General features: G+C 54.3%; 20 protein-coding genes and 1 riboswitch. Of the genes, 3 read left to right on the top strand and 17 right to left on the bottom strand.

Annotated elements, in window-relative coordinates:
• Positions 1-6 precede the first annotated feature (6 nt).
• Positions 7-1,032, bottom strand: coding sequence for an aldo/keto reductase (locus BMZ81_RS09210; RefSeq protein ID WP_091131221.1), 1,026 nt, complete (start codon positions 1,030-1,032; stop codon positions 7-9).
• Positions 1,033-1,156: 124 nt separating this feature from the next.
• Between BMZ81_RS09210 and BMZ81_RS09215 the strand changes: the two genes are divergently transcribed.
• Complete coding sequence (locus BMZ81_RS09215; RefSeq protein ID WP_091131277.1) at positions 1,157-1,525, top strand: winged helix-turn-helix domain-containing protein; 369 nt, start codon at positions 1,157-1,159, stop codon at positions 1,523-1,525.
• A 196-nt stretch (positions 1,526-1,721) separates the two neighbouring features.
• Here BMZ81_RS09215 and BMZ81_RS09220 read toward each other — a convergent pair whose 3' ends face one another.
• The 5 genes from BMZ81_RS09220 to xdhA all read right to left on the bottom strand — a co-directional run bounded on the left by BMZ81_RS09220 (position 1,722) and on the right by xdhA (position 7,210).
• Entirely contained in the window at positions 1,722-2,378 is a 657-nt protein-coding gene (locus tag BMZ81_RS09220) for a cytidylate kinase-like family protein (RefSeq protein WP_091131224.1), read from the bottom strand.
• 136 nt (positions 2,379-2,514) lie between these two features.
• Positions 2,515-3,408: a tRNA modification radical SAM protein MnmL/YtqA gene (locus BMZ81_RS09225; RefSeq protein ID WP_091131225.1), complete on the bottom strand. Its 894-nt coding sequence runs from the start codon at positions 3,406-3,408 to the stop codon at positions 2,515-2,517.
• Positions 3,409-3,513: 105 nt separating this feature from the next.
• On the bottom strand, positions 3,514-4,020 hold the full coding sequence (gene xdhC / locus BMZ81_RS09230; protein ID WP_091131228.1) for a xanthine dehydrogenase subunit XdhC: 507 nt from the start codon (positions 4,018-4,020) through the stop codon (positions 3,514-3,516).
• Entirely contained in the window at positions 4,020-4,901 is an 882-nt protein-coding gene (gene xdhB / locus BMZ81_RS09235) for a xanthine dehydrogenase subunit XdhB (protein WP_091131230.1), read from the bottom strand. Before xdhB ends, xdhC begins: the two co-directional genes overlap by 1 nt.
• A gap of 14 nt (positions 4,902-4,915) precedes the next feature.
• Positions 4,916-7,210 carry a xanthine dehydrogenase subunit XdhA gene (xdhA, locus tag BMZ81_RS09240; RefSeq protein WP_091131233.1) on the bottom strand — a complete coding sequence of 765 codons (2,295 nt, stop codon included), beginning with the start codon at positions 7,208-7,210 and terminating at the stop codon, positions 4,916-4,918.
• Positions 7,211-7,308: 98 nt separating this feature from the next.
• Between xdhA and BMZ81_RS09245 the strand changes: the two genes are divergently transcribed.
• Both BMZ81_RS09245 and BMZ81_RS09250 read left to right on the top strand, forming a co-directional pair.
• Complete coding sequence (locus BMZ81_RS09245; protein ID WP_091131236.1) at positions 7,309-7,902, top strand: nucleotidyltransferase family protein; 594 nt, start codon at positions 7,309-7,311, stop codon at positions 7,900-7,902.
• Positions 7,899-8,168 (top strand): DUF1905 domain-containing protein, encoded by a 270-nt coding sequence (locus BMZ81_RS09250; protein WP_091131239.1) that lies wholly within the window; start codon positions 7,899-7,901, stop codon positions 8,166-8,168. Before BMZ81_RS09245 ends, BMZ81_RS09250 begins: the two co-directional genes overlap by 4 nt.
• Before the next feature lie 146 nt (positions 8,169-8,314).
• Here the strand turns inward: BMZ81_RS09250 and xdh are convergent, their stop codons facing one another.
• The 11 genes from xdh to BMZ81_RS09300 all read right to left on the bottom strand — a co-directional run bounded on the left by xdh (position 8,315) and on the right by BMZ81_RS09300 (position 20,721).
• Positions 8,315-10,864: a selenium-dependent xanthine dehydrogenase gene (gene xdh, locus BMZ81_RS09255; RefSeq protein WP_091131240.1), complete on the bottom strand. Its 2,550-nt coding sequence runs from the start codon at positions 10,862-10,864 to the stop codon at positions 8,315-8,317.
• 144 nt (positions 10,865-11,008) lie between these two features.
• Positions 11,009-11,665 (bottom strand): thiamine diphosphokinase, encoded by a 657-nt coding sequence (locus BMZ81_RS09260; protein WP_091131243.1) that lies wholly within the window; start codon positions 11,663-11,665, stop codon positions 11,009-11,011.
• 120 nt (positions 11,666-11,785) lie between these two features.
• Positions 11,786-11,959, bottom strand: coding sequence for a hypothetical protein (locus BMZ81_RS14075; RefSeq protein ID WP_177187269.1), 174 nt, complete (start codon positions 11,957-11,959; stop codon positions 11,786-11,788).
• Positions 11,960-12,136: 177 nt separating this feature from the next.
• Complete coding sequence (locus tag BMZ81_RS09265) at positions 12,137-12,787, bottom strand: potassium channel family protein (RefSeq protein WP_091131246.1); 651 nt, start codon at positions 12,785-12,787, stop codon at positions 12,137-12,139.
• Between the two features lie 16 nt (positions 12,788-12,803).
• Positions 12,804-14,132, bottom strand: a complete 1,329-nt coding sequence (locus BMZ81_RS09270; protein WP_091131249.1) for a TrkH family potassium uptake protein — start codon at positions 14,130-14,132, stop codon at positions 12,804-12,806.
• Between the two features lie 212 nt (positions 14,133-14,344).
• The gene (locus tag BMZ81_RS09275) at positions 14,345-15,364 is read right to left on the bottom strand and encodes an ABC transporter substrate-binding protein (RefSeq protein WP_091131250.1); all 1,020 of its coding nucleotides are present in this window, start codon (positions 15,362-15,364) and stop codon (positions 14,345-14,347) included.
• Between the two features lie 56 nt (positions 15,365-15,420).
• On the bottom strand, positions 15,421-16,176 hold the full coding sequence (locus tag BMZ81_RS09280) for an ABC transporter permease (protein WP_091131253.1): 756 nt from the start codon (positions 16,174-16,176) through the stop codon (positions 15,421-15,423).
• Positions 16,173-16,934: an ABC transporter ATP-binding protein gene (locus BMZ81_RS09285; RefSeq protein ID WP_091131256.1), complete on the bottom strand. Its 762-nt coding sequence runs from the start codon at positions 16,932-16,934 to the stop codon at positions 16,173-16,175. The genes BMZ81_RS09280 and BMZ81_RS09285 overlap by 4 nt, the downstream gene beginning before the upstream one ends.
• Complete coding sequence (tenA, locus tag BMZ81_RS09290) at positions 16,931-17,590, bottom strand: thiaminase II (RefSeq protein WP_091131258.1); 660 nt, start codon at positions 17,588-17,590, stop codon at positions 16,931-16,933. Before tenA ends, BMZ81_RS09285 begins: the two co-directional genes overlap by 4 nt.
• A gap of 149 nt (positions 17,591-17,739) precedes the next feature.
• A riboswitch (TPP riboswitch) is annotated at positions 17,740-17,846 on the bottom strand.
• A 24-nt stretch (positions 17,847-17,870) separates the two neighbouring features.
• The gene (locus tag BMZ81_RS09295) at positions 17,871-18,755 is read right to left on the bottom strand and encodes a phosphoadenosine phosphosulfate reductase domain-containing protein (RefSeq protein WP_242942610.1); all 885 of its coding nucleotides are present in this window, start codon (positions 18,753-18,755) and stop codon (positions 17,871-17,873) included.
• 1 nt (position 18,756) lies between these two features.
• On the bottom strand, positions 18,757-20,721 hold the full coding sequence (locus BMZ81_RS09300; RefSeq protein ID WP_143072761.1) for a hypothetical protein: 1,965 nt from the start codon (positions 20,719-20,721) through the stop codon (positions 18,757-18,759).
• Positions 20,722-20,820: the final 99 nt, after the last annotated feature.

Genomic DNA, 20,820 nt, shown 5'->3' on the forward strand with positions numbered 1-20,820 from the left:
GCGGCGTCAATCATTATGGTGAACCGCATAGAATTCGTCGTAATCCTTCAGCTGCTTCTGCAGCAGGGCCGGGGTGTCCAATCCATAGGGGCAGCGGCTCTTGCATGCATTGCAGTGGATACAATTTTCAATGCGGTGCATTTTCTCATGCCATTCGTCGCTCATATATTTTTCGTACGGAGAACGGCGCAGCAGCGCGCTCATCCGGGCGGACTGCGGAATGTCGATGTCGGCAGCGCAAGGCAGACAGTACCCACAGCTGCGGCAGAAATCACCCGCCAGTTCTTTTCGATCCTGCGCAATGACTTTTTCAAGTTCCGGAGTCAAGTGGACATCCCGGGCTGCCAGCTCCAGCCACTGATCCAGCTCCCACTCATGCTGGATTCCCCAGATAGGCACCACATTGTCATACTGCTGTATAAAGGCATAGCAGGCCTCCGCATTGTTCAAAAGGCCGCCGGAGAGGCCTTTCATGGCGATGAAGCCCATATCCTTCTCTTTGCACTGGCGCACCAGTTCCAAATCCTTCTCACTTGCCAAATGACAGAAGGGGAACTGCAGTGTTTCAAAATTGCCGGAGTCAATAGCCGCCTTAGCCACAGGCAGGCGGTGGTTCGTGATGCCGATGTGGCGGATATACCCCTTCCGTTTAGCCTCCAGCACAGCGGCAAAGGGGCCGTCCGGATCGGTGGGATCCGGCAGATCTGCCGGGTTATGGAACTGGAACAGATCGATGTAATCCGTCTGCAGCATACGGAGGCTCTGCTCTATATGCTTCTGGACTGTCTTTTTGTCCTGGCCGCCGCTCTTGGTGGAGATGACCACATTCTGGCGGACATCATGGAGCGCAGATCCGAGTTTTTCCTCGCTGTCCGTGTACATATTGGCAGTGTCGAAATAATTGATGCCGGAATCATAGGCCCGTCGAATCAGCTTGACGGCATCGCTGTGGCTGATGCGCTGAATGGGCAGTGCTCCAAACGCAGTTTTTGTTACCCTCAGTTCCGTACAGCCCAGCCGAATCATTTCCATGTTTCTTCCTCCCTTTTCCTGTTTCAACCCGTTCGGCATCCTTTTTGATATCTTTGGTATTGTATCACAATTTTTGCAGGATGCAAATATTGACGGACTCTTGGAAACATGTTATATTGAAAAAATGGAAAAGGAATTACATTTAAAACTGACGGTTCGTCTCTATACAGATGATAACCAGCGTTGCTTTGGCCCTGGGATCGCCACACTGCTCTCCCGGGTACGGGAGCATCATTCTCTGCGTGCTGCCGCTGCCTCCATGGGGATGGCCTATTCCAAGGCTTGGCGGATCATCCGCACGGCGGAGGGTGTATTTGGCTGTAAGCTGCTCTCCTCTACCATCGGAGGCCAGCATGGCGGCGGCGCGGTTCTTACACCCCAGGCAGAACAACTTCTAGCCGCATATGAGGCATATTGCGCAGATGTAGAGGCCTACAGCCTGGAAAAGTTCCGTGATATGTTTGGTTTTTATCACACGCTGGACAAGTCCTGAACGCTTTTCCATGTGCTTCGGCTCTTGCATCTGCCATGATTCAAAACGACAGCTGAGCCACCACAGTATTTCTATCTGTAAGGCCATCTCGTTTCCGGAATGCCCTTACAATTTGATCAAATTGAGCGAGATTCCATCTCTGCACGCGATTGCAAAAAAGGCAGGCCCGGCGGGCCTGCCTTTTTTGGGAATGTTCTCATACTTCCGGTTGGGTTGGATCCACTTCCGTGGGACTGGAAACGGGGTGCTCCTTGTGCTCCACCATGGTGCGGATGAGTTCCACCGTTCCGCCCAAGCCTAAGTAGCTGCTGTCCAAACAGAAGTCGTAGCTCTCCACCGCCCCCCATTTCTGAGAGGAATAGTACTCATAGTAGGACGCACGGCGTTTATCCGTCTTGACAATCAGTGCTTTAGCCTTCTCTTCCGTCAAGTGTTGACGCTTGGCCACACGGGCGATCCGCGTATCCATCGGCGCATGGATAAACAGGCTCAGATGGTTGGGGCGATCCGCGAGGGCGTAATCCGCACAGCGGCCAATAATGACACAGGGCCCCTGATCGGCAATGTGGCGGATGGTGTTGAAGGTCGCCAGATACACCTGCTGCTCCAGAGAGTCGCTGGCTCCGCTGCCGGGGAGGCTGAACATGTAGGAGTCCATTGCGATGGAGTACAGCAGGCTCTTGGGCCGCTCGTCAAAGTTCTCAAAAATCTTTTCGCACAGGCCGCTTTTCTCTGCCGCAGCCCGCAGCAATTCCTTATCATAAAACGGGATCCCCAGTTCTTTCGCCACACGGATGCCGACTTCCTTACCGCCGCTGCCGAACTGCCGTCCGATTGTGATGATGGTTTCCATGGAAAACCCTCCTCTCTTTGGTAAATTTATTATACCGCGAAAGTGGGACTGCGTCAAACAAAAACTTGTGAAAATTTTGTCTATCTTCTGCATACAATCGCCACCTATGGGTGCAGCCAAATATTTCGGGTGCGCTCTAAAAATCGCTGCCCTGCTCTACATTGTCCCGAAGGAATGCGTGATGAATGGCATTCAATACCCGTTTTTTATCGCCGCTCCATGCCGGTGCCAAAAGATCCCGCTTTGCACCATCACCTGTAAGGCGGTGAATAATCATACTTCTTGGAATGCTGCGGACACAGATTTCCAGCGCTGTAATATACGCCTCCAGATCCATGACCGGCACATTCCCCGCCTGCCAGTCCGCTGCCAAATCCGTCCCCCGCAGGATATGGAGCAGATGGAATTTGATGCCGCCGGCACCCGATCGGCCAATATAGCGGGCTGTCTCCGCCATCATTTCCACCGTCTCACCCGGTAATCCCAGAATCTGATGGGTGACAACCGTCACACCAATGGCGTTCAGCTGCTCCACAGCCCAATCATAAACCGGAAGCCCATATCCCCGGCGGAGATAGGCGGCCGTCTGCGAGTGGATGGTCTGCAGGCCCAGCTCCACCCACACGGGTTTGATGGCCGCGCATGCCTGCAGCAGCTCCAAAACCGGCTGTGGGAGGCAGTCTGGCCTGGTGGCCACGGACAGCGCCACCACGTCCTCCGGCGCCATGGCCGCCGTATAGAGCGCCCGCAGCCGCTCTACCGGTCCGTATGTGTTGGTGAAGGACTGGAAATAGGCAATATATCTGGCGTTTGGTCCGGATTTTGCCGCCACCCGCTCCCTGGCGGCTTCCAACTGGACGGATATGCTGCCGGTTTCTGCAAAGGCACCGGCGCCATCGCAGAAGATGCAGCCTCTGGTGCCCAGAGTCCCGTCCCGGTTGGGGCAGGAACAGCCTGAGGACAGCGCGAGCTTATAAACTTTTGTTCCATACCGGGCCTTCAGCATATCATCCAGCCGATTCCAATACATCGGTATCTCCTCCCCTGTTCTTTCCTATGATACCCCGACCGGTCTGGAATTGCAAACAGGTTATCAAAAGCCGCCCGGCCAAATAGCCGGGCGGCTGAGTGCTTTTTATTCGGGCATCGGTTTGCCCAATCGGCGATACATGGTCTTTTTCACTGCCCGAAGAATGTTTTCATACCCGGTACAGCGGCACAGATGGCCAGAGAGAAGCTTACGGAGTTCTTCATCCGTATACTCCTTTCCACTCTCCAAAATCTCCACTGCCGTCAGGATAAAACCGGGAGAGCAGAAGCCGCACTGAATGGCCGCCTCATCCACGAAAGCCTGCTGAATATCACTGAGTTCACCGTTTGGTCCCAACAGCCCCTCCAGCGTACGGATGTGCTTTCCCTCCGCCCAAACGGCCAGATAGATGCAGGAGTTAAACGCTTCGCCGTCAATCAGGACATTGCAGGCGCCGCATTCCCCTACCTCACAGCCCTTTTTTACCGAGGTCATCCGAAAATCATTGCGGAGCATATCCGTCAGACTGGCCCGAACATCCACTGTGCGCTCCACATCCCTGCCATTGAGGTTAAAGTGGACAGTCTGATACTGCGTCACGTGCTTTTCCATCACAGTTCACCTCCTGCCAGTTTCACCGATTCGAGAAAGGCCCGTCGTGCGCTCTCCACCGCAATGTGCATCCGGAAATCCTTTGCGGCGCGCCAGGAATCCCGGGGATTGATATCCTCCTTTACCGCCCGGGCAAAGGACTCTGCCAGTTCCGCAGAGATCGGCTGGCCGGCTGCCAGCTCCTCTGCATGGACAGCCCGCAGCGGGATTGGCCCCGCCACGCCGAAGGCCACGCGGGCCCGCTCCACTGTCCTTCGGTCGTCGGAGAGACGGACGTTGACAGAGGTTCCCAGGGTTGCGATGTCCATGGCGTTCCGCATGGCGTACTTGATATAGTGGCCATGGGTATTCTCATAGCTGTCTTTCGCGATCAGGACCGCCGTTTGAATCTCGCCGGGACGGATATCCACCTTGCCGGCCCTGATGTAAAATTCCTGAATGGGAACTCTGCGGATTCCGTCCGGCCCCGTCAGTTCGATCACGGCATCATAGGCAAAGAGCGTAGAAGCGGAGTCGGCAGAGGTGACGCCATTGCAGGTATTGCCGCCGATGGTGCCGATGTTCCGAATCTGCGGGCCGCCCACCTGGTCCACGGCCTCTCCCAGAACATTCACATGCTTTTGAATCAGCGGATCGCGCGTGATGTGGGAAAAGCTGGTAAGGGAACCGATGCGCAGCGCACCATCCGCCTCCAGCCGGACACCACGGAGCTCATTCAGACCATAAATGGAAATCAGCTCCACACCGGCGCGTTTCCCCTCCCGCATCTGAACCAGCACATCGGATCCGCCCGCAATAATTTGGGCATCCGGGTGCTGAAGGCGGAGGGCCACGGCATCGGCCACGTCTTTTGCCTGATACAGGGCTTTCATATCATACATGGTGGTTCCCTCCTTTAATCTTCAATCAGCCCAGCCTCTTTGAACTCCCGATAGAGGACATGAGGGGTGATGGGGCAGCAGTCGATGGCAACGCCGGTGGCGTTTAAGATGGCATTGCGGATTGCCGGTGCGCCGGAGCAGGCCGGAGGCTCGCCCAGAGATTTGGTGCCGTATGGAGAAGTGGGCTCCGGGTTCTCCACAAACCGCGCCTCCAGTGTAGGATGGTCCATAAAGGTGGAGAGCTTATAGTCCAGCAGGTTGTTGTTCAGGGGTTTTCCGCTCTTTTCATCAAACTTCAGCTCCTCAGAAAGGCCGTATCCGATGGCCATGGACATGCCGCCATGAACCTGGGCCTCCGCCAAGGCGGGGTTGATGAGGACGCCGCAGTCATGGATGTTCACCATATTCAGCAGCTTCACCCTGCACATGGGGATGTCCACCTCCACCTCGGCAAAGGAACAGCCGAAGGAGAATGCGTTGGTTTTGATCTGCGCCGTGGTCTCGGCGGTGATATGCTGGCTGTCCGTCATGGAATACAGGGCCTCTGTTGCCAAGTCACCCAGGGACTTCAGCACACGTCCGTCAGACTTCCGGACAATCTGCCCGTCCACCAAATCCAGATTCCTGACAGGCATCCGGGTCTGGTCGTGGGCAATTTTCAAAATCCGTTCCCGGAGCGCGGCAGCAGTCTGCACGATGCTGAAGCCGCCGATATAGGTCTGGCGGGAGGCATAGGCGCCTGTGCCGAATGGCGTCACATCTGTATCCTGGGAAGAGACCACATGCACATCGCACAGGGGAATTCCCACCGCATCTGCAACCATCTGGGAATAGGCTGTATCACAGCCCTGGCCAATCTCCGTTTCTCCCGTCTGGAACTGGAGGGAGCCGTCCTGGTTCAAAACCATACGGCAGGAGGAGGATTCCAGTGAAATCGGCCAAACCGCTGTGTTGTACCAGAACACCGCCAAGCCGACGCCGCGGCGGACTGGGCCGGTCTGGTTTTTATACTGCTCAAACTTTCGGGCGTAGTCAAGGAGCTGCATGCCTTTGTCCATGCACTGATTAAAGGTATCGTGGTACAGTTCGTTTTTGGAGAAGCCGTCCACATACCCCACAGGCATCAGGTTCTTCCGGCGGAACTCCATCGGCTCCATTCCAATGGCCGCACAGATGTCATCAATATGACACTCGCCGGCAAACATGGCTTGGGGAATGCCATATCCGCGCATGGCGCCGGCAGCAGGGCGGTTGCTGAAAACAGTCCAGCAGTCGCACTCCAGATTGTCGCAGGGATAGAGCTGCGGGAATGCACCCATTCCCTTGGCCACAACGCCGTGTCCATGGGAGGCATAGGCCCCCTGGTTGGAAAACGCCTCGAACTTCCGGGCCACCAGCTTGCCATCCGGGCGGACGTAAGAGATGATATGGGTACGGATGGCATGGCGGACGCGGTTGGAGACAAAGGTCTCCTCCCTGGTGCACTCCACTTTCACCAGCCGGCCCCCCACCTGGGTAGAGCACCATGCGCACAGGGGCTCGTACAGCGCATCCTGTTTGTTCCCAAAGCCGCCGCCGATATAGGGCTTGATGATCCGAACCTTGCCCCAGGGAATCCCCAACGCCTGGCCCACAATCCGGCGGACAATATGAGGGATCTGCGTGGAACTGACCACTACCACTCGGCCCGCCTCCATATAGGCAAAGCAGCCATGGTTTTCAATGTGGCAATGCTGAACTGTGGGGGTGTCATACCACCCCTCCACCCGGATAAGGCCCGGCTCCTGCCGAGCGGACTCATAGTCGCCCATACGGATGTCACTATGGGCCAAGATGTTATGTTTGTATTTCTCGTGGAGCTGCGGTGCACCGTCCTCCATGGCCTTCTGGGCATCCAAAACAAACGGGAGCTCCTCATATTCCACCTTCAACGCCCGAATACCCTGCATCGCCGCCACTTCGTCCTCCGCAATGACGACTGCAATTTCATCACCGTAATAACGGACGTGCCGATTCAGCAGCAGACGGTCCGCCACATCCTGGTGGCCGGGATCCGTAGACCACGGGTGGCCGGCCGTCGGAAACGGGAGATCCGGCACATCAAAACAGGTCAGAACCCGCACCACACCGGGGATCTTCTCTGCCTCTGAGATGTCGATGGTTTTTACATAGCCATGGGCAATGGTGGAATGACAGATTTTTACGATGAGAGTGCTGCGGTCGCACAGGTCATCCATGTACTTGGCACGGCCGGTAGCCTTTTCATAGGCATCCACACGGACAACACTTTTTCCAACACTCTTGTTCATAGGGCGTTCCCTCCTTATCAATATGAAGTTTTGCCCGGCATTGACTTGTACGGGCGAAAACGGATATACTAAGTAAATAGAAAACGAGGTGATCTCACATGAGACAAGCATTAAAATTAGGCTGCGTCATCATGGCCGCCGGGAATGCAAAACGGTTTGGGGAAAACAAGCTGGCAGCTCAACTGGATGGCAGCTCTTTGATTCTCCGGACCCTGGAGGCTGTTCCGGCAGAACAGTTTCGTGCTGTAGCTGTTGTAACGCAATATCCAGAAATCATCCACCTCGCAAAGGATTTTCACTTTACAGCTATTCATAACGTCAATCCAGAGTATGGAATCAGTCACACAATCGAACTGGGGCTGACTGAACTGCACGACTGCGACGGAGTGATGTTTTTGGTGTCTGATCAGCCGCTTTTAAGGCGTAAAAGTGTGGAGGCACTGGCAAAGCTCTGGAAGTCCCAGCCCGACCGGATCGCCGCCCTTGGTCATGGCGGTGTGCGGGGGAATCCCTGTGTATTCCCGTCCTGTCTGTTTCCAGAGCTGCTGGCACTGACAGAGGACCATGGTGGCAATACGGTTATCCGGCGGCACGAAGATCTGTTGACAATACTGGAGGTGGACGCCGCAGAGCTGCACGATGTGGACACCGCGGAAGCTCTGGCAGAACTGTGCGCGGAGACGTCTCCATGAATCCGGTGGTTTACCGTTTTGACGCCAGGATCCGAAAGGTATCGGACGTTGATGGAGCCTATGTAGAAATTCCATTTGATGTGCGGGAGGTTTTTGGCAAGGGTCGGGTCAAGGTTCATGCTACCTTTGACGGCATTCCCTATGACGGAAGTCTGGTCCGAATGGGCACACCCGGGCACATTTTAGGGCTGCGGAAGGACATCCGAGCAAAGATTGGAAAGCAGCCCGGCGAAATGGTGGCTGTTACCGTGCAAGAGCGGGAATAAGCAGGCGGCTGCCGCGAAGACGCGGCGGCTGCCTTTTGCTTTGTGCGGGAAAACCCTTTCAGACGTCCGAAAACTGGCACCATCACTCACAGTGGCTTGTAAATACGCCTACGGGTTTTACGCCGCTTCTCCCTGGATGGGGGAGATCACTTCCGGGTGTAGGGCGTACCCTCCAGCGGAAGGCTGGTGCGGAATTTTCCGTCGTAGCGGTAATAGGCGTCGGCAATGGCAGGGGCGGTGGGAATAGAGGTGATCTCTCCAATGCCGATGGCTCCGCAGGCCACGTTCAGCCCCTTCTTCTCCACAATCACGGGAGTAATCTCTGGAATCTGATTGGCTCGGAATAAGCCCAGGGTTCCGTATTTCGCAGTCGGTTTACAATTTTCCAGCGGGTACCGCTCCGTCAGGGCAAAGCCCATGGACATCACCACACCACCTTCAATCTGCCCCTCGACGGAGGTCGGGTTCACCGCCTTGCCCACATCATGGGCCGCGACGATACGCGCAATTTGCCCCTCTTCATTCAGGATGCACAGCTGTGTGGCATAACCGTAGGCGATGTGGCTGACCGGATTTGGCACCGGTGCGCCCAACGGATCTGTTTTTCCAAGGTATTCCCCATAAAACTCTTGTCCGTTCAGCACTGTCAAGTCTTTTCCCTTTAATGCTTTTTTCAAATCCTGACAGGCCCGGCGGCAGGCCTCACCCGTAAACAGCGTCTGCCGGGAGCCGGAGGTAGTGCCGGAATCCGGTGCGCAATATGTGTTGGAGCGCTCGTAAATCACCTTTTCCCGGGCAATGCCCGTCTCCCCGCAGACCATCTGCGTGAGGACCGTGCCCAGGCCCTGTCCGATACAGGAGGCACCGGCGAAAATATGGACGGCACCCTCTTCAATCACCAGCCGGACCCGGCCGGTATCCGGAATACCCACACCCACCCCCGCGTTTTTCATGGCGCAGGCAAGGCCGGCGTATTTTGCCGCGTCATAATAGGGCTTGATTGCCTCCAGTGTCTCCACAAGGCCTGTGGATTCATCCACAATCTGGCCGTTAGGCAGCTCCTGACCGGGGCGGATGGCATTGCGGTAACGGATTTCCCATGGGGAAATGCCCACAATGTCCGCCATCTGGTTCAGCAGGCTCTCAATACAGAAACAGGTCTGAGTCACGCCGAAGCCCCGGAATGCTCCCGCGGGGGGATTATTCGTATAGTACGCCCAGCCGTCAATCTCAAAATTCTGATAGTTATAGGGGCCTGCAGCATGGGTGCAGGCCCGTTCCAACACTGGGCCGCCCAGGGAGGCATATGCCCCCGTATCTGCAATCACCTCAGCAGCTACGCCCTGGATGATGCCGTTTTCGTCGCAGCCCAGGGAGAATTCCATCTCCATCGGGTGACGCTTGGGGTGAATCAAAATACTCTCCTGCCGGGTGAGCTTCACCTTGACGGGGCGCTTAACAAGATAGGCGATCAGAGCAGCGTGATGCTGGACCGTCACGTCCTCCTTACCGCCGAAGCCGCCGCCCACCAGACAGTTGCGAACCTTCACCTGCTCGGCAGGCAGACCCAGCATCCCCATGATTTCGTGCTGCGTATCATAGGACCCCTGATCGGTGGAGAGCACCATCACGCCGTCCCCATCCGGATAGGCCACGGCACACTCCGGCTCCAGGAAAGCATGCTCCGTCCAGGGCGTTGAAAAGCGCTGGGTCAAAACGTGCGCCGATTTGGCAATGGCCTCCGCCGGGTTTCCCCGCTGAATGTGCTTGTGAGCCAGAAGGTTGCCGGATCGATGTACCAGCGGGGCATCCGGAGCCATGGCTTCCCGGGGACTGCGAACCATAGGGAGCTCCTCATAGTCCACCCTCACCAGGCTCTTGGCCTGAGCCAAGATCTCCGGCGTCTCAGCAGCTACCAGGCAAATGGCATCCCCCAGATAGTGGGTAATGTCCCCCACGGCAATCATAGTATCCCAGTCCTTTGCCAGATGTCCCACCTTATTTTGCCCCGGAATATCGGCGGCAGTGAGTACGCAGGCCACTCCCGGCAGTGCTTTGGCCTCCTCGGTGTGAATAGCCAGCACCCGGGCGCGGGGATATTCTGATCGGACGGCGCTTCCATAGAGCATGCCGTCCAGGTAGATATCATCCGGATACTGGCCTTCTCCCGTCACCTTCTCCCGGACGTCCACCCGGGGAACCCGCTGGCCCAAGGACCAGTCCGTGGGCGGCGCAGGCACCTCGCCGGTGCGGAAAACCTCCGCTGCCAGCAGGATGGCATCAATAATTTTTACATACCCGGTGCAACGGCAGATGTTGTTGCGGATGGCATAGGCCGCCTCCTCCCGGGTTGGATGCAGGTTCGTATCCAGCAGGGCCTTGGCGCACATGACCATGCCCGGGATGCAGAAGCCGCACTGCACGGCCCCGGCCGTGCCGAAGGCATACGTATAGACGTCCTTTTCAAAGTCCGTCAGCCCCTCCACGGTCAGAATACGCTTTCCCTCCAGCTTATCGGTCTGGGGAATACAGGCACGGGTCGGCTTCCCGTCAATCAACACTGTACAGGTACCGCAGGCTCCCTCGCTGCAGCCATCCTTCACACTGGTGAGGCCCAGTTCGTCCCGCAGATAACGGATCAGCTTCTGATTGCGTTCAACAGTGACGGTCCCGCCGTTTACGGCGAATGTTGACATGATGAACTCCTCCTCCACATCCGTGCCCGCTCCCGGTCCCACGGCCTTGAATCGTTGTTTTCCAGAAAGGTCGACCTTTCCGCTTAGCTTCATTATACAATACTTTGCTACCTGCTGCAACTGTACTTTGGCCGGTTCGCTATTCTATCTGACAGATAGCGGTCTCTTGCTTTCCAACGGCGGAAGCTCCCAGCCTACCACAAGCACGCCGCAGCGGACGGCAACACGCGCCGTCTCCTCCAGAATGTGATTGCTGACCCCAATGGGAAACTCCGGCGTCAGCACGGCATCCTGCAGCGGATACTGAACCCCGCTCTCCTCCACGCCGTCGGCCCGGTCTCCCAGGCAAAACACAGACAGCAATCCCCATTCCACTGTTTTCTTTACAGTAATTGATTCGTCTTCAATGACTGTCCAGCAGAAATCGTCGTCAAACAAAAAGCCCTTTGCGCCCCGGCGCCGGAGGTACAGTAGGGACTGGAGGTTTGCCAGAGTGTGATCCAGCCGTTTACCCCCGGTTCCTCCGTAAAGGAAAAACTCTGTACAGCCATGCTCCAGACCGGTCTTGATGGCCAACATAGTATCCGTATCATCCTTTTCCACCGGTGAGCGGTGGATATTGGAAAAATCCACCGGCTGCTCCATAGAGTCAAAATCACCCAGCAGAAGATCCGGAACGATGCTGTTTTTCTGGCAGGTCCGGTAGCCTGCGTCAGCGGCAATGACAAAATCTCCCGGTTCGCCGGGGCGCTCCCGCAGACCGAAAAAGGTCCCGGCAGCAAAAATAAAACAGCGCTTCACAGGAAAGTCTCCTTTGATAGCAGTATTTTTCACAGTTTACCATATTTCTTGTCAGATGACAAACAGAAGTTCCGGGCAAGTGACGGCCCGCCCGGGGTTCTCCCAGGCGGGCCACTTGGTTCATTGGATATGCTCCTCACAAAAATTGTCCAGCACACGGAACCCCATCTCTCCCGGTGCTGCCACCGGAAAAGTGGCAATGGTCACCGGATCAAACGCCGGACAGAGGCGTTTTTCCGGTTCAAGCCGCAAAACCGGCGTTTGCGTGGGCTGGTCATTGCTTGCCCTCGGCATAGAAATCACCCCTATGCCAGTCTGGCCGATCCGGGAGCAAATCATGCAGAAGCGCGGCGGCTTTCATCTGAATTCACATCTCTGGATTCTGTGCCAGAAGCCGCGTGCAGCCCATTCCGGCAGGGCACGCGCATGGCGCAGCATTCCCGCCGTCCTGTTCCGCAGATGTCGTTGCGCTCAGACCTGATCCATCAGCCGAAGTCCTGCGTCCTTGTTTCCGGCGACAATCAAATGTGTATCCGGCTGAAAACGGTATTCCGGGTCCAGCAGCGGTTCGATCTCATCCCCCTGCTTGATCCCCAGAATATTGACGTTATACCGGCGGCGGACATCGATTTCCGCCGCTGTCTTTCCCGCCCAGTCTGTTGGGGTTTCAATCTCAAACACCGCATACTTGGGCGTCAATTCAAAGTATTCAAAGGCATTGCGGGCGGAAAAGCGCATCGCCACCCGGAAGGCCATATCCATTTCCGTGTGAATTACATGGTCCGCTCCAATTTTTTTCAGAAACTTGATCTGTTTTTCCCGATCCGCCCTGGCAACCACGCATTTTGCCCCCAGATCCTTCAGTGCGGCTGTAACCTCCAGCGAACACTGAAAATCGTCGCGGACACAGACAAAGCATACATCGAAATTCCCAACCCCCAGAGAGGCAAGCATCTGTTCGTCCTGGCAGTCTCCCACACAGGCGGCCGTGGCAATGCTGGCCAAAGGCGCTACCCGCTCCTCTTCCCGGTCCACTACCATCACCTCATTGCCAAGCTCCATCAGGCGGGTGGTGAGGTGCCGCCCAAACCGGCCAAGCCCGATGACCAAAAAAGATTTCATTTCGCACACTCCCCCTTTAACCAATTAAAATCTTCTCCGGAATGTTCCGTAGCTTTGGCACCGGCCGATCCGGCGTCACCGCTGCTGCCACAGACATACTGCCCACCCGGCCCACAAACATCAGCAGAATCACCGCTATCCTGCTGGCCACCGGCAATTGAGGTGTAATTCCCCGGGTCAGGCCCACAGTACCGATGGCAGAGATAGCCTCGAACAGGGCGTCATCCAGGGAGATTCCCTGCAGGCACAGCACCATATAGCCCAGCATACAGACCATGGCATAGAGACTGACGGAGGTAAACGCCCTGCGCACCGTGCCGTTATCCAGACGGCGGCGGAATACATTGATATCCTCCTGCCGCCGGATGTGCGCCGCCGCACAGAGCACTACCACCGCAAAGGTATTGACCTTGATGCCCCCGCCGGTGGAGCCGGATCCCGCGCCGATAAACATCAAAATCATCGTCAGAAGGGTCCCGCTCTCACTGAGCGCGGTTAAATCCACCGTATTGAATCCTGCCGTCCGCGGTGTCACGGACTGGAAGGCCGCCATCAGCAGCTTCTGTCCGGCAGAACGGCCCGCAAAGGCACAATCTCCTTCCAGCAGGTAGAACGCCAGGGTGCCCATGAGAAACAATGCCCAAGTCCCGGTCAGAACAATTTTGCTGTGAAGTCTGTACCGGCGGAAACGTACTCCATGCGTGATCACATCATCCCACACCAAAAAGCCCAGACCGCCCGACAGAATCAGCGCCATCAGCACCAGATTCAGCAGCGGCTCCCCTGCCGCTCCTGTCAGGGAGGCGCCGGTTCCCAGCAGATCGAAGCCGGCATTGCAAAAGGCAGAGACCGCATGAAACACCCCCATCCAGATCCCCCGCAGCACACCGTACCGCGGGATAAACCAGAATGAAAGCAAAACTGCGCCGCCCCCCTCACACACAGCAGTGACCAGCAGCGCCCGGCGGGTCAGCCGTACTACGCCGCCCACCTGCAGCGCGCCTATCGTGTCCATCAAAACGGAGCGCTGGTGCAGGCCGATACGCCGGTGCAGCAGAAAGGCGGCCAGAATGGACACCGTCATCAGGCTGAGTCCGCCGATTTGGATCAGCACCAGCAAAACCGCCTGACCGAACAGGGTGAATTGGGTAAAGGTATCATACAGCACCAGGCCTGTGACACAAGAGGCGGAGGCCGAGGTAAACAGTGCATCCAGGAAGGGCAACGGATACCCGCTTCTGGAGGAGACAGGCAGCATCAGCAGCAGCGCCCCTGTCAAAATCAGGCCGGCAAAGCTGACAGCCAGCGTTTGCACGGCATTCAGTTGAAAACGGCGACGATTCATGAAATCCTCCTGTGCCGGCAGGCAGCTGCTCTCAATTTCCGATACCAGATGTGCTTATCTTACCACGGAGCAGCGCGAACATACAAGAGATGTTTCTCCGTTTTCTCCCACTGGCACAAAGAAAGCTCCCGGAAGATCAACTCCGGGAGCTTTCCTTAAAAAAACAGGCACCCGGCAGAACCGGAAATCATCCCATTTCCTGTGCGGGGCGATCAGAACTCCAGGTTAACCCGCACATCATCCAGGCTGGGTGCCTCAGCAATCAGCCCCTGGGCCAGCATCCACTCCATATTTTCCTGCCAGCAGGCATCGGTCTGGGACAGGAAGGCCGCATCACTGGTCTCCATCAGAGGCAGCAGCGTTTCCATGCTCTTGCGCTCCACAGTCTCTGACAAGGGGAAGTTCTCTGCATTCTGGTTATCCAGCAGAATTTGAAGCGCTTCCTCAGGGTTGGCCTGCATATCATCAAAGCCCTTGGCGCAGGCCCGCAGGAAGGACTTCAGCGTGTCGGCATCATGTTCGATTGCATCGTCGTTGGCCAGAAAAACCCCCTCATAATAAGTGGGAACACCGTAATCGTCCAGATCGAACCAGTTGACGGCAAAGCCCTCTTCCTCCATCTGGGGAACCTCGTGGTTTACAAGGCACCCAATGGTGGCGTCCACGTTTCCGGTGGTCATGGAACTCATCAAGTCAAATCCTACATCCACCATCGTAACATCGCTGTAATCAGCACCCACGTTGTCCATGATGCTGCGAATCAGCGCCTCGGACAGCTCCGTGCCTGCATACCCCACGGTCTTCCCCACCAGATCAGCTGGCGAGGTAATGTTTTTTTCCTTCAGGGACAGGATAATGTTCAGAGGGGCCTGCACCACGGCACCGATGGACTTCACAGGTACGTTCTGCTCTGCCCGGGCCTGAATGACATCCTGCTGATAATACAGGCCGATATCTGCTTTGCCGGCCGCCACCATCGAAATGGCGTCATTGGCGTTGGAGGGGAAGCGGATATTGACCTTCAGTCCCTCTTCAGCGAAGTACCCCTTATCGATGGCCTCGTACAAAAAGGCGTGCAAAGCATTGGGATACCAGTCCAGCACCACATCCAGCTCCCGCAGTTCCTCCCCCTTATCTCCATCGCTGCCGGCAGCGGCATCATCGGATCCGCACCCGGCCAGCAGGGACAGCATCAGCAGAGCGGATAACATAAGCGCAGTGAATCTTTTCATGATAAAACTCCATTCTTTTCTTAAAAATCTCTCTGTGGACTCTATGGAACAAGGTGTCAGGACTCGCCTCTCCATTTCACAACTTTATTTTCCAAAAGCCCCACCAGTGCCACCACCAGCATGGCCGCCGCACTCAGCAGGACAATGGGGGCAAACACGCCGGCGCCGTCCAGCTGGGTCATCATCCGGCGTGAGAAATAGCCAAGGCCGCTCTGCGAGCCCAACCACTCCCCGATTGCGGCGCCGATAATGCTCATGGGGATGGCCATTTTAATGGCGGAGAAAAAGTACGGCAATGCGCATGGAATTTTAATTTTCAAAAAAATGTCCCATTTGGTGGCACCGTAAGTCGCCAGCAGCTCACTCATCTCCACCTTGGCAGAGCGAAAGCCGTCGCACACCGTAATGGTGATGGGAAAAAATGTGATGAGCACAGTCACCAGCACCTTGCTCCAGATGCCATACCCGAACCACAGCACGAACAGCGGGGCAATCGCAGTCGTTGGGATGGTCTGAGAGGCTACCACCACCGGATACAAGCACTTTTGCAGCAGCGGGCTCCAGTCCATGGCCACTGCCAAGGCAAGGCCCAGTCCGATGGAAATCAGAAGGCCAATTCCGGTAACAGCCATAGTGGCGGGTAAGTGAACCGTGAACAACGGCTCCCGCAGCTCCCAGAGGCGCTGGAGAATTTGGACAGGCGTTGGCAAAATGTAGGCGGCGTTCACCCGCATGGCCCCCAGCTGCCACAAAAACAGCAGGAGGAACAGAAAAATCAGCGCCGGCAGGTTTCCCCGATTTGCTTTTTTCATGGCTGCACCTGCTTTCGCAACACATCAATAAGGTTCTCCCGCAGGGACACCATCTCCGGCCGGGTCAGGCACTCCCGGGTACGGGGATACTCCGCCGGCACCGGAATCTCGGTCAGCGTGTGGATAGGCGTCTTCGTAACTGCCAGCACACTGCCGGAGAGAAAGATGGCCTCCTCCACATCGTGGGTGATGAAAAGGATGGTTTTCTGATGCTTTTCCCACTGTTTCAACAGCCACTCCTGCATGGAGATGCGGGTCAGAAAATCCAGCGCTGAAAAGGGCTCGTCCAAAAGCAGCAGATCGCTGCCTGTGAGCATGGTCCGGGCAAAGGCCGCCCGCTGGCGCATGCCGCCGGAGAGCTCCTCCGGCCGCTTGTCCCGGCAGCCCTCCAGTCCAACGTCTGCAAGTGCGTCGTCAATCAGATCCCGCTGCTCTGCCCTGGAACGGCCGCCCATGATCTCCAGTGGAAGGGCCAGATTCTCTCCCACGGTTCGCCACGGAAACAGCAAATCCTTCTGCGGCATATAACCGCAGTAATGCTTCTGCTCCACAATGCTGCGTCCACCCACATAAATAGAACCGGACTTTGGTTTCAGAAGCCCGTTGGTCATGCGGAAAATCGTGCTCTTCCCGCAGCCGCTGATTCCGATGATACAGTGGAAGGAGCCCTGCTCCACAGAGAAGCTCAAGTCATCGACAATATTAAATTTCTCGCCCGGATATTGGTAGGAGACATGGTCAAACTCCAGAAGACTCATTGCCGCATCTCCCAGGCCATGTCCCAAAAGCCAAGCTCATACCGGCTGCAGTTGACAAAAATATCTGTCAGATGCTCCAGTTCCTCCGCTGTGGCATCCGCTGCCAGTCCGTCCATCAGCTCAATAAGTGTTTGGTTGGTAGCAGCATAGTCATCAGAGGCGTATCCTTGGATCCACTCGCCGTAAAAGGGGTGCTCCGCAGCCCCCGGAATCTTTGCCAGTGTCTGTCCGATCTCTGCATAGCTCCATGAGCAGGCCAGGATGGAGGCTACAATTTCCATGGGGCCGCCCGCCTCGGCCACAGAGAGCATATAGTGGGTATAGGACAAATTGTCCAGGGCGGGTTTTACGGAAAACACCTGTTCCTCTGTGATGCCAAGCCTTTTCATATAGGCCCGGTGAATCTTCATCTCTCCGCCCAAAATGGCATCTACATTTTTCGCAAAGGTGCGCATCAGCTCCGGATCCCGGGCTTTCACTATCCCCAAGGCAAATACCCGGGCATAGTCAAACAGATATAAGTAATCCTGAAGCATGAAGTGCTGGAATTTTTCCACCGTCAGCGTGCCGTCGCCAATTCCGGTGACAAACGGATGGGTAAGACAATTGTTCCAAATGGGTTTTGCCGCCTGATAGAGCTGCTGGGAAGTGGTCATCGTGTATTCCTCCGTTCCAATCTATTTCCAGCCAGGAGACCGGAAAGCAAAAAGCAGGGCATCCCATCGGGATGTCCTGCTTTACGATGTATCATTGCGAACCGGAGGAAAAACGGCCATCGCCGTATCTTCCGCCAAACCGCCGAAATCGCTGCATTCGGTCTGCATCCCTACGTTGGCATGATCCAAATCAGGTGAGGTCGAGGGAATACACCCTCCTCTCAGCCCTCTTGTGAGGACTCCCTTGCAGACAACAGTATATTCTTTTTCCACCTGGATGTCAAGTCTCTGGAAAAATATAGGTGACATGGCAGAATTCCACTCTAAATATAGGATTACAGCTATATTGACCCTTGTGCTTCTCACCGAGACTGACATAATCGTACTCGCTGCGGGAAATGCTTTCGCTCGCCCTGACGCCAATAAAAGCCATGCCAGTAAAATTGTGCAGTCCCGTATATTCCCGTAATGTTAGCACCTGCGGGGCCGTTTTATGGACACTGCAACACCATCTTGTTACTGTCGCTGGCGGGCCAAATTGTTTCCACGTCTGTGACGGGTTATAATCGGATTTTGCGCGGAGAAATATGATATTGTTTTCGTTACATTCTCGCTCTATAGTATCCACGATCCTATATGTGTCCGGAAATTCCATGCCGGTATCCCCAAACAGCACTTTGAACTTGTTGTGCGGCAAGGATCGTTGGACTAAATCAAGCGTAACAATGCTATCTTTGCCGCCGCTGAATGCAACATAGAACACATCCACTTTTGCCATGTATTCAACATAGGTGTTGTAAATCTTCTTAATTGTCTCTGCAGCAAGCTTTTCAAGAAGGTCACGATTCTTCTCGACCATAGCCGGGATGTCAACGAAGCGTAGGGGCGTTCCATTCGGTTCGGGTTCTTCAAAAAGCACAATCTCCGGAGCGGTACACATGCTCCCACCCTTCGTCTTTGCAACCAACCTCCCCCTGTAAAAATAGTTATTGGCCTCTGCCCACATATAAGGATAAGCATCGTTTTTTTCGTAATTCCAATATTGATCAAACCCCAATATATCAAGCTCTTTATAGTATACCGGACGCGGTTCCTTGCTGAACGAAAGCGGTGAGCTATTCAGCAATAGACCGCCGGTCTCGTTATCCCAGCTATACGAGTACATATCAATCAGTGTCCTTCCTGTTTCTTTGTGCGTTTGCCTGGATGAGAAGCGATTCAATGTTGGAATATCTACGCCGAGCGAGGTATCCTCTATCGCTTAAGAGTTGAAGCGCAGATGCCTTATTCAACTCAATATTGCTGTTCGCCAGAAGATCTACAATAAAATCATCAAATGTTTCCAGCCCAGCGCCCCGTTTTACAATCGCGCCTGCACATTCCGTGCCATTGTAAGAGCTATGTAAAAGCATATATTTTTGACTGTATTCCGCCACATAATGCTCCAATAAAAAGCTGTTCCACGGAAATCCTGCATACGGAAATGTGCCAAAGTTCGTAATGTCCTGAATGGAAATATAATTACCTGCGCATACCCGATCAAGCGCGGCATCCGTCTCCGCAATCGAAAACCGGGCCTGATTCTTCGAAACAAATTCCTCCTTGCTGATTCGTAAGGAATTTTCATATATCTGTTCAAAGTAAATCACGGTTGCAAGTTCACTTGCCAAAGACTGAAGTTCCCCCAGCGAAAATCTATCGCGTTTCTTCGCGTAATTGGAAAATACATCTGCCATGGAGAGCTCTTGTCCAGTACGACTAATGATATTCCCCTTAAATGAGAAACGATTTCCCAGCTTGTACTTCAGCGCATCACGGAATCCATACACGGAGCAGAAGTTATTGTTTTCAATGATATATGGGTATTTTGCTTCGATTGCATCATACAACTCATTGCCGCCGACGAACTCTTTTTCCTCGATGGAATAAGTGATAATTGCTGCAATATCTTCAAGTTCTTCAGCTGAAAGGCTAACAGCGCTTTCGTGGAAATACGTCCCTTGACCGTTGCTGATAAATTCGCTGTTGCTTGCAAGAATAAACTTTATCTTACTTGCCGGGAGATGAGATAATTCAGAAAAAATTTCTTCATACGCCATCGGTCGTGCATGTTCTCGCAAACAATCCCGAACTTCGGTTAATGGGTCGATTTCCACATTCGCTTTTTTGGCAATAAAGTTTCTGTTGAAGAAGACATTTTTTAGGCCCAAGTGCATCAAATACGCCCGCAGCATATCTGCATCATGGATGTGAGAATCAAGAAAATCCTCGGAGAATTTGTTATAAAGCGCTTGAAAGTAAACAGCTTCTTTCCCGCTAACAAAACTTTCATCAATATAGTGCAACAGTGATTCTTTCAAATTCTCACGCAACATGATGTCTGGCAAATACGCTTTCCCGTCATATAGAAGACAGATCTTGCTGATATTTTGAGTTATTAACTCATCAGAATCCTCCAACTCTTTTCCGTTGATTGCTGAATAGTATTTCCGGAACCTTCTAATTTCCAGAGACGACTCCATGCGGAATCCTTTTCCAAAGTTCTCTTTCAGCACAGAAGCATATTCCTCAATCTGGGCATTCTCTTCTGTTTTCTGTTCCGCACCCTTAGGTAGCTTCGATGGCACAGTAATTTGAGCCGCACCTATAAAAAGCACAAACTTGCTCAATGCAGCCCGAAACCGATTATGCTGTTTTGCATTGTACTCTAAGAAGTCATCATCTTCAAGAAGTTGCGCTATGGTTGCCTGTGCAGCAGCTTTATCGCCAGTATAAAGTTTCCACGGTGAAAAGCTGTGTTCCTTGGCGAATGTTTCACAGTTGTTAATTGCAGAGGAATAGCTTCTGCACGTTGCCTCGGCCATTTTCAGCTCGTCGCGCAAATAACACATGAATGCTGCACTATTGACGATTTCCACAGCACAAGTCTTATCATCAGTAACATGTGCAATATTTGTTTTTAAAGTATTTCTTTCAGATGATCGTTTTCTTTTCTCATAGCCAATTAAAACATCCTCATAATCCGCCCCACACCAATCGAGTATGAACCTTATTTTCGCCGCAATATCACTCGCACTTATGTTGGTCTCCAAAGCATAGTCGGTTCTGGGGATAAACTTCGGCGCAATCATAAAACTGGAATTCATAATGTACGAGTAAGGTCTATCCGGCCTTACTCGTTTCCTTTAAGATGGAGGCATCGGTCTGACGAAATCTGGAATTGGGACACC

The organism is Oscillibacter sp. PC13 (genome assembly GCF_900115635.1).
Classification (GTDB): domain Bacteria; phylum Bacillota; class Clostridia; order Oscillospirales; family Oscillospiraceae; genus Oscillibacter.

What these genes read in the sequence shown, in the direction of transcription:
- BMZ81_RS09275 (WP_091131250.1), bottom strand. Translation starts at nt 15,364, where the DNA reads ATGAAAAGATTCACTGCGCTTATGTTATCCGCTCTGCTGATGCTGTCC.
- xdh (WP_091131240.1), bottom strand. Translation starts at nt 10,864, where the DNA reads ATGTCAACATTCGCCGTAAACGGCGGGACCGTCACTGTTGAACGCAAT.
- BMZ81_RS09280 (WP_091131253.1), bottom strand. Translation starts at nt 16,176, where the DNA reads ATGAAAAAAGCAAATCGGGGAAACCTGCCGGCGCTGATTTTTCTGTTC.
- BMZ81_RS09265 (WP_091131246.1), bottom strand. Translation starts at nt 12,787, where the DNA reads ATGAAATCTTTTTTGGTCATCGGGCTTGGCCGGTTTGGGCGGCACCTC.
- xdhB (WP_091131230.1), bottom strand. Translation starts at nt 4,901, where the DNA reads ATGTATGATATGAAAGCCCTGTATCAGGCAAAAGACGTGGCCGATGCC.
- BMZ81_RS09300 (WP_143072761.1), bottom strand. Translation starts at nt 20,721, where the DNA reads ATGATTGCGCCGAAGTTTATCCCCAGAACCGACTATGCTTTGGAGACC.
- BMZ81_RS14075 (WP_177187269.1), bottom strand. Translation starts at nt 11,959, where the DNA reads ATGCCGAGGGCAAGCAATGACCAGCCCACGCAAACGCCGGTTTTGCGG.
- BMZ81_RS09270 (WP_091131249.1), bottom strand. Translation starts at nt 14,132, where the DNA reads ATGAATCGTCGCCGTTTTCAACTGAATGCCGTGCAAACGCTGGCTGTC.
- BMZ81_RS09245 (WP_091131236.1), top strand. Translation starts at nt 7,309, where the DNA reads ATGAGACAAGCATTAAAATTAGGCTGCGTCATCATGGCCGCCGGGAAT.
- BMZ81_RS09250 (WP_091131239.1), top strand. Translation starts at nt 7,899, where the DNA reads ATGAATCCGGTGGTTTACCGTTTTGACGCCAGGATCCGAAAGGTATCG.
- BMZ81_RS09210 (WP_091131221.1), bottom strand. Translation starts at nt 1,032, where the DNA reads ATGGAAATGATTCGGCTGGGCTGTACGGAACTGAGGGTAACAAAAACT.
- BMZ81_RS09295 (WP_242942610.1), bottom strand. Translation starts at nt 18,755, where the DNA reads ATGTACTCGTATAGCTGGGATAACGAGACCGGCGGTCTATTGCTGAAT.
- tenA (WP_091131258.1), bottom strand. Translation starts at nt 17,590, where the DNA reads ATGACCACTTCCCAGCAGCTCTATCAGGCGGCAAAACCCATTTGGAAC.
- BMZ81_RS09225 (WP_091131225.1), bottom strand. Translation starts at nt 3,408, where the DNA reads ATGTATTGGAATCGGCTGGATGATATGCTGAAGGCCCGGTATGGAACA.
- xdhA (WP_091131233.1), bottom strand. Translation starts at nt 7,210, where the DNA reads ATGAACAAGAGTGTTGGAAAAAGTGTTGTCCGTGTGGATGCCTATGAA.
- xdhC (WP_091131228.1), bottom strand. Translation starts at nt 4,020, where the DNA reads ATGGAAAAGCACGTGACGCAGTATCAGACTGTCCACTTTAACCTCAAT.
- BMZ81_RS09220 (WP_091131224.1), bottom strand. Translation starts at nt 2,378, where the DNA reads ATGGAAACCATCATCACAATCGGACGGCAGTTCGGCAGCGGCGGTAAG.
- BMZ81_RS09215 (WP_091131277.1), top strand. Translation starts at nt 1,157, where the DNA reads ATGGAAAAGGAATTACATTTAAAACTGACGGTTCGTCTCTATACAGAT.
- BMZ81_RS09285 (WP_091131256.1), bottom strand. Translation starts at nt 16,934, where the DNA reads ATGAGTCTTCTGGAGTTTGACCATGTCTCCTACCAATATCCGGGCGAG.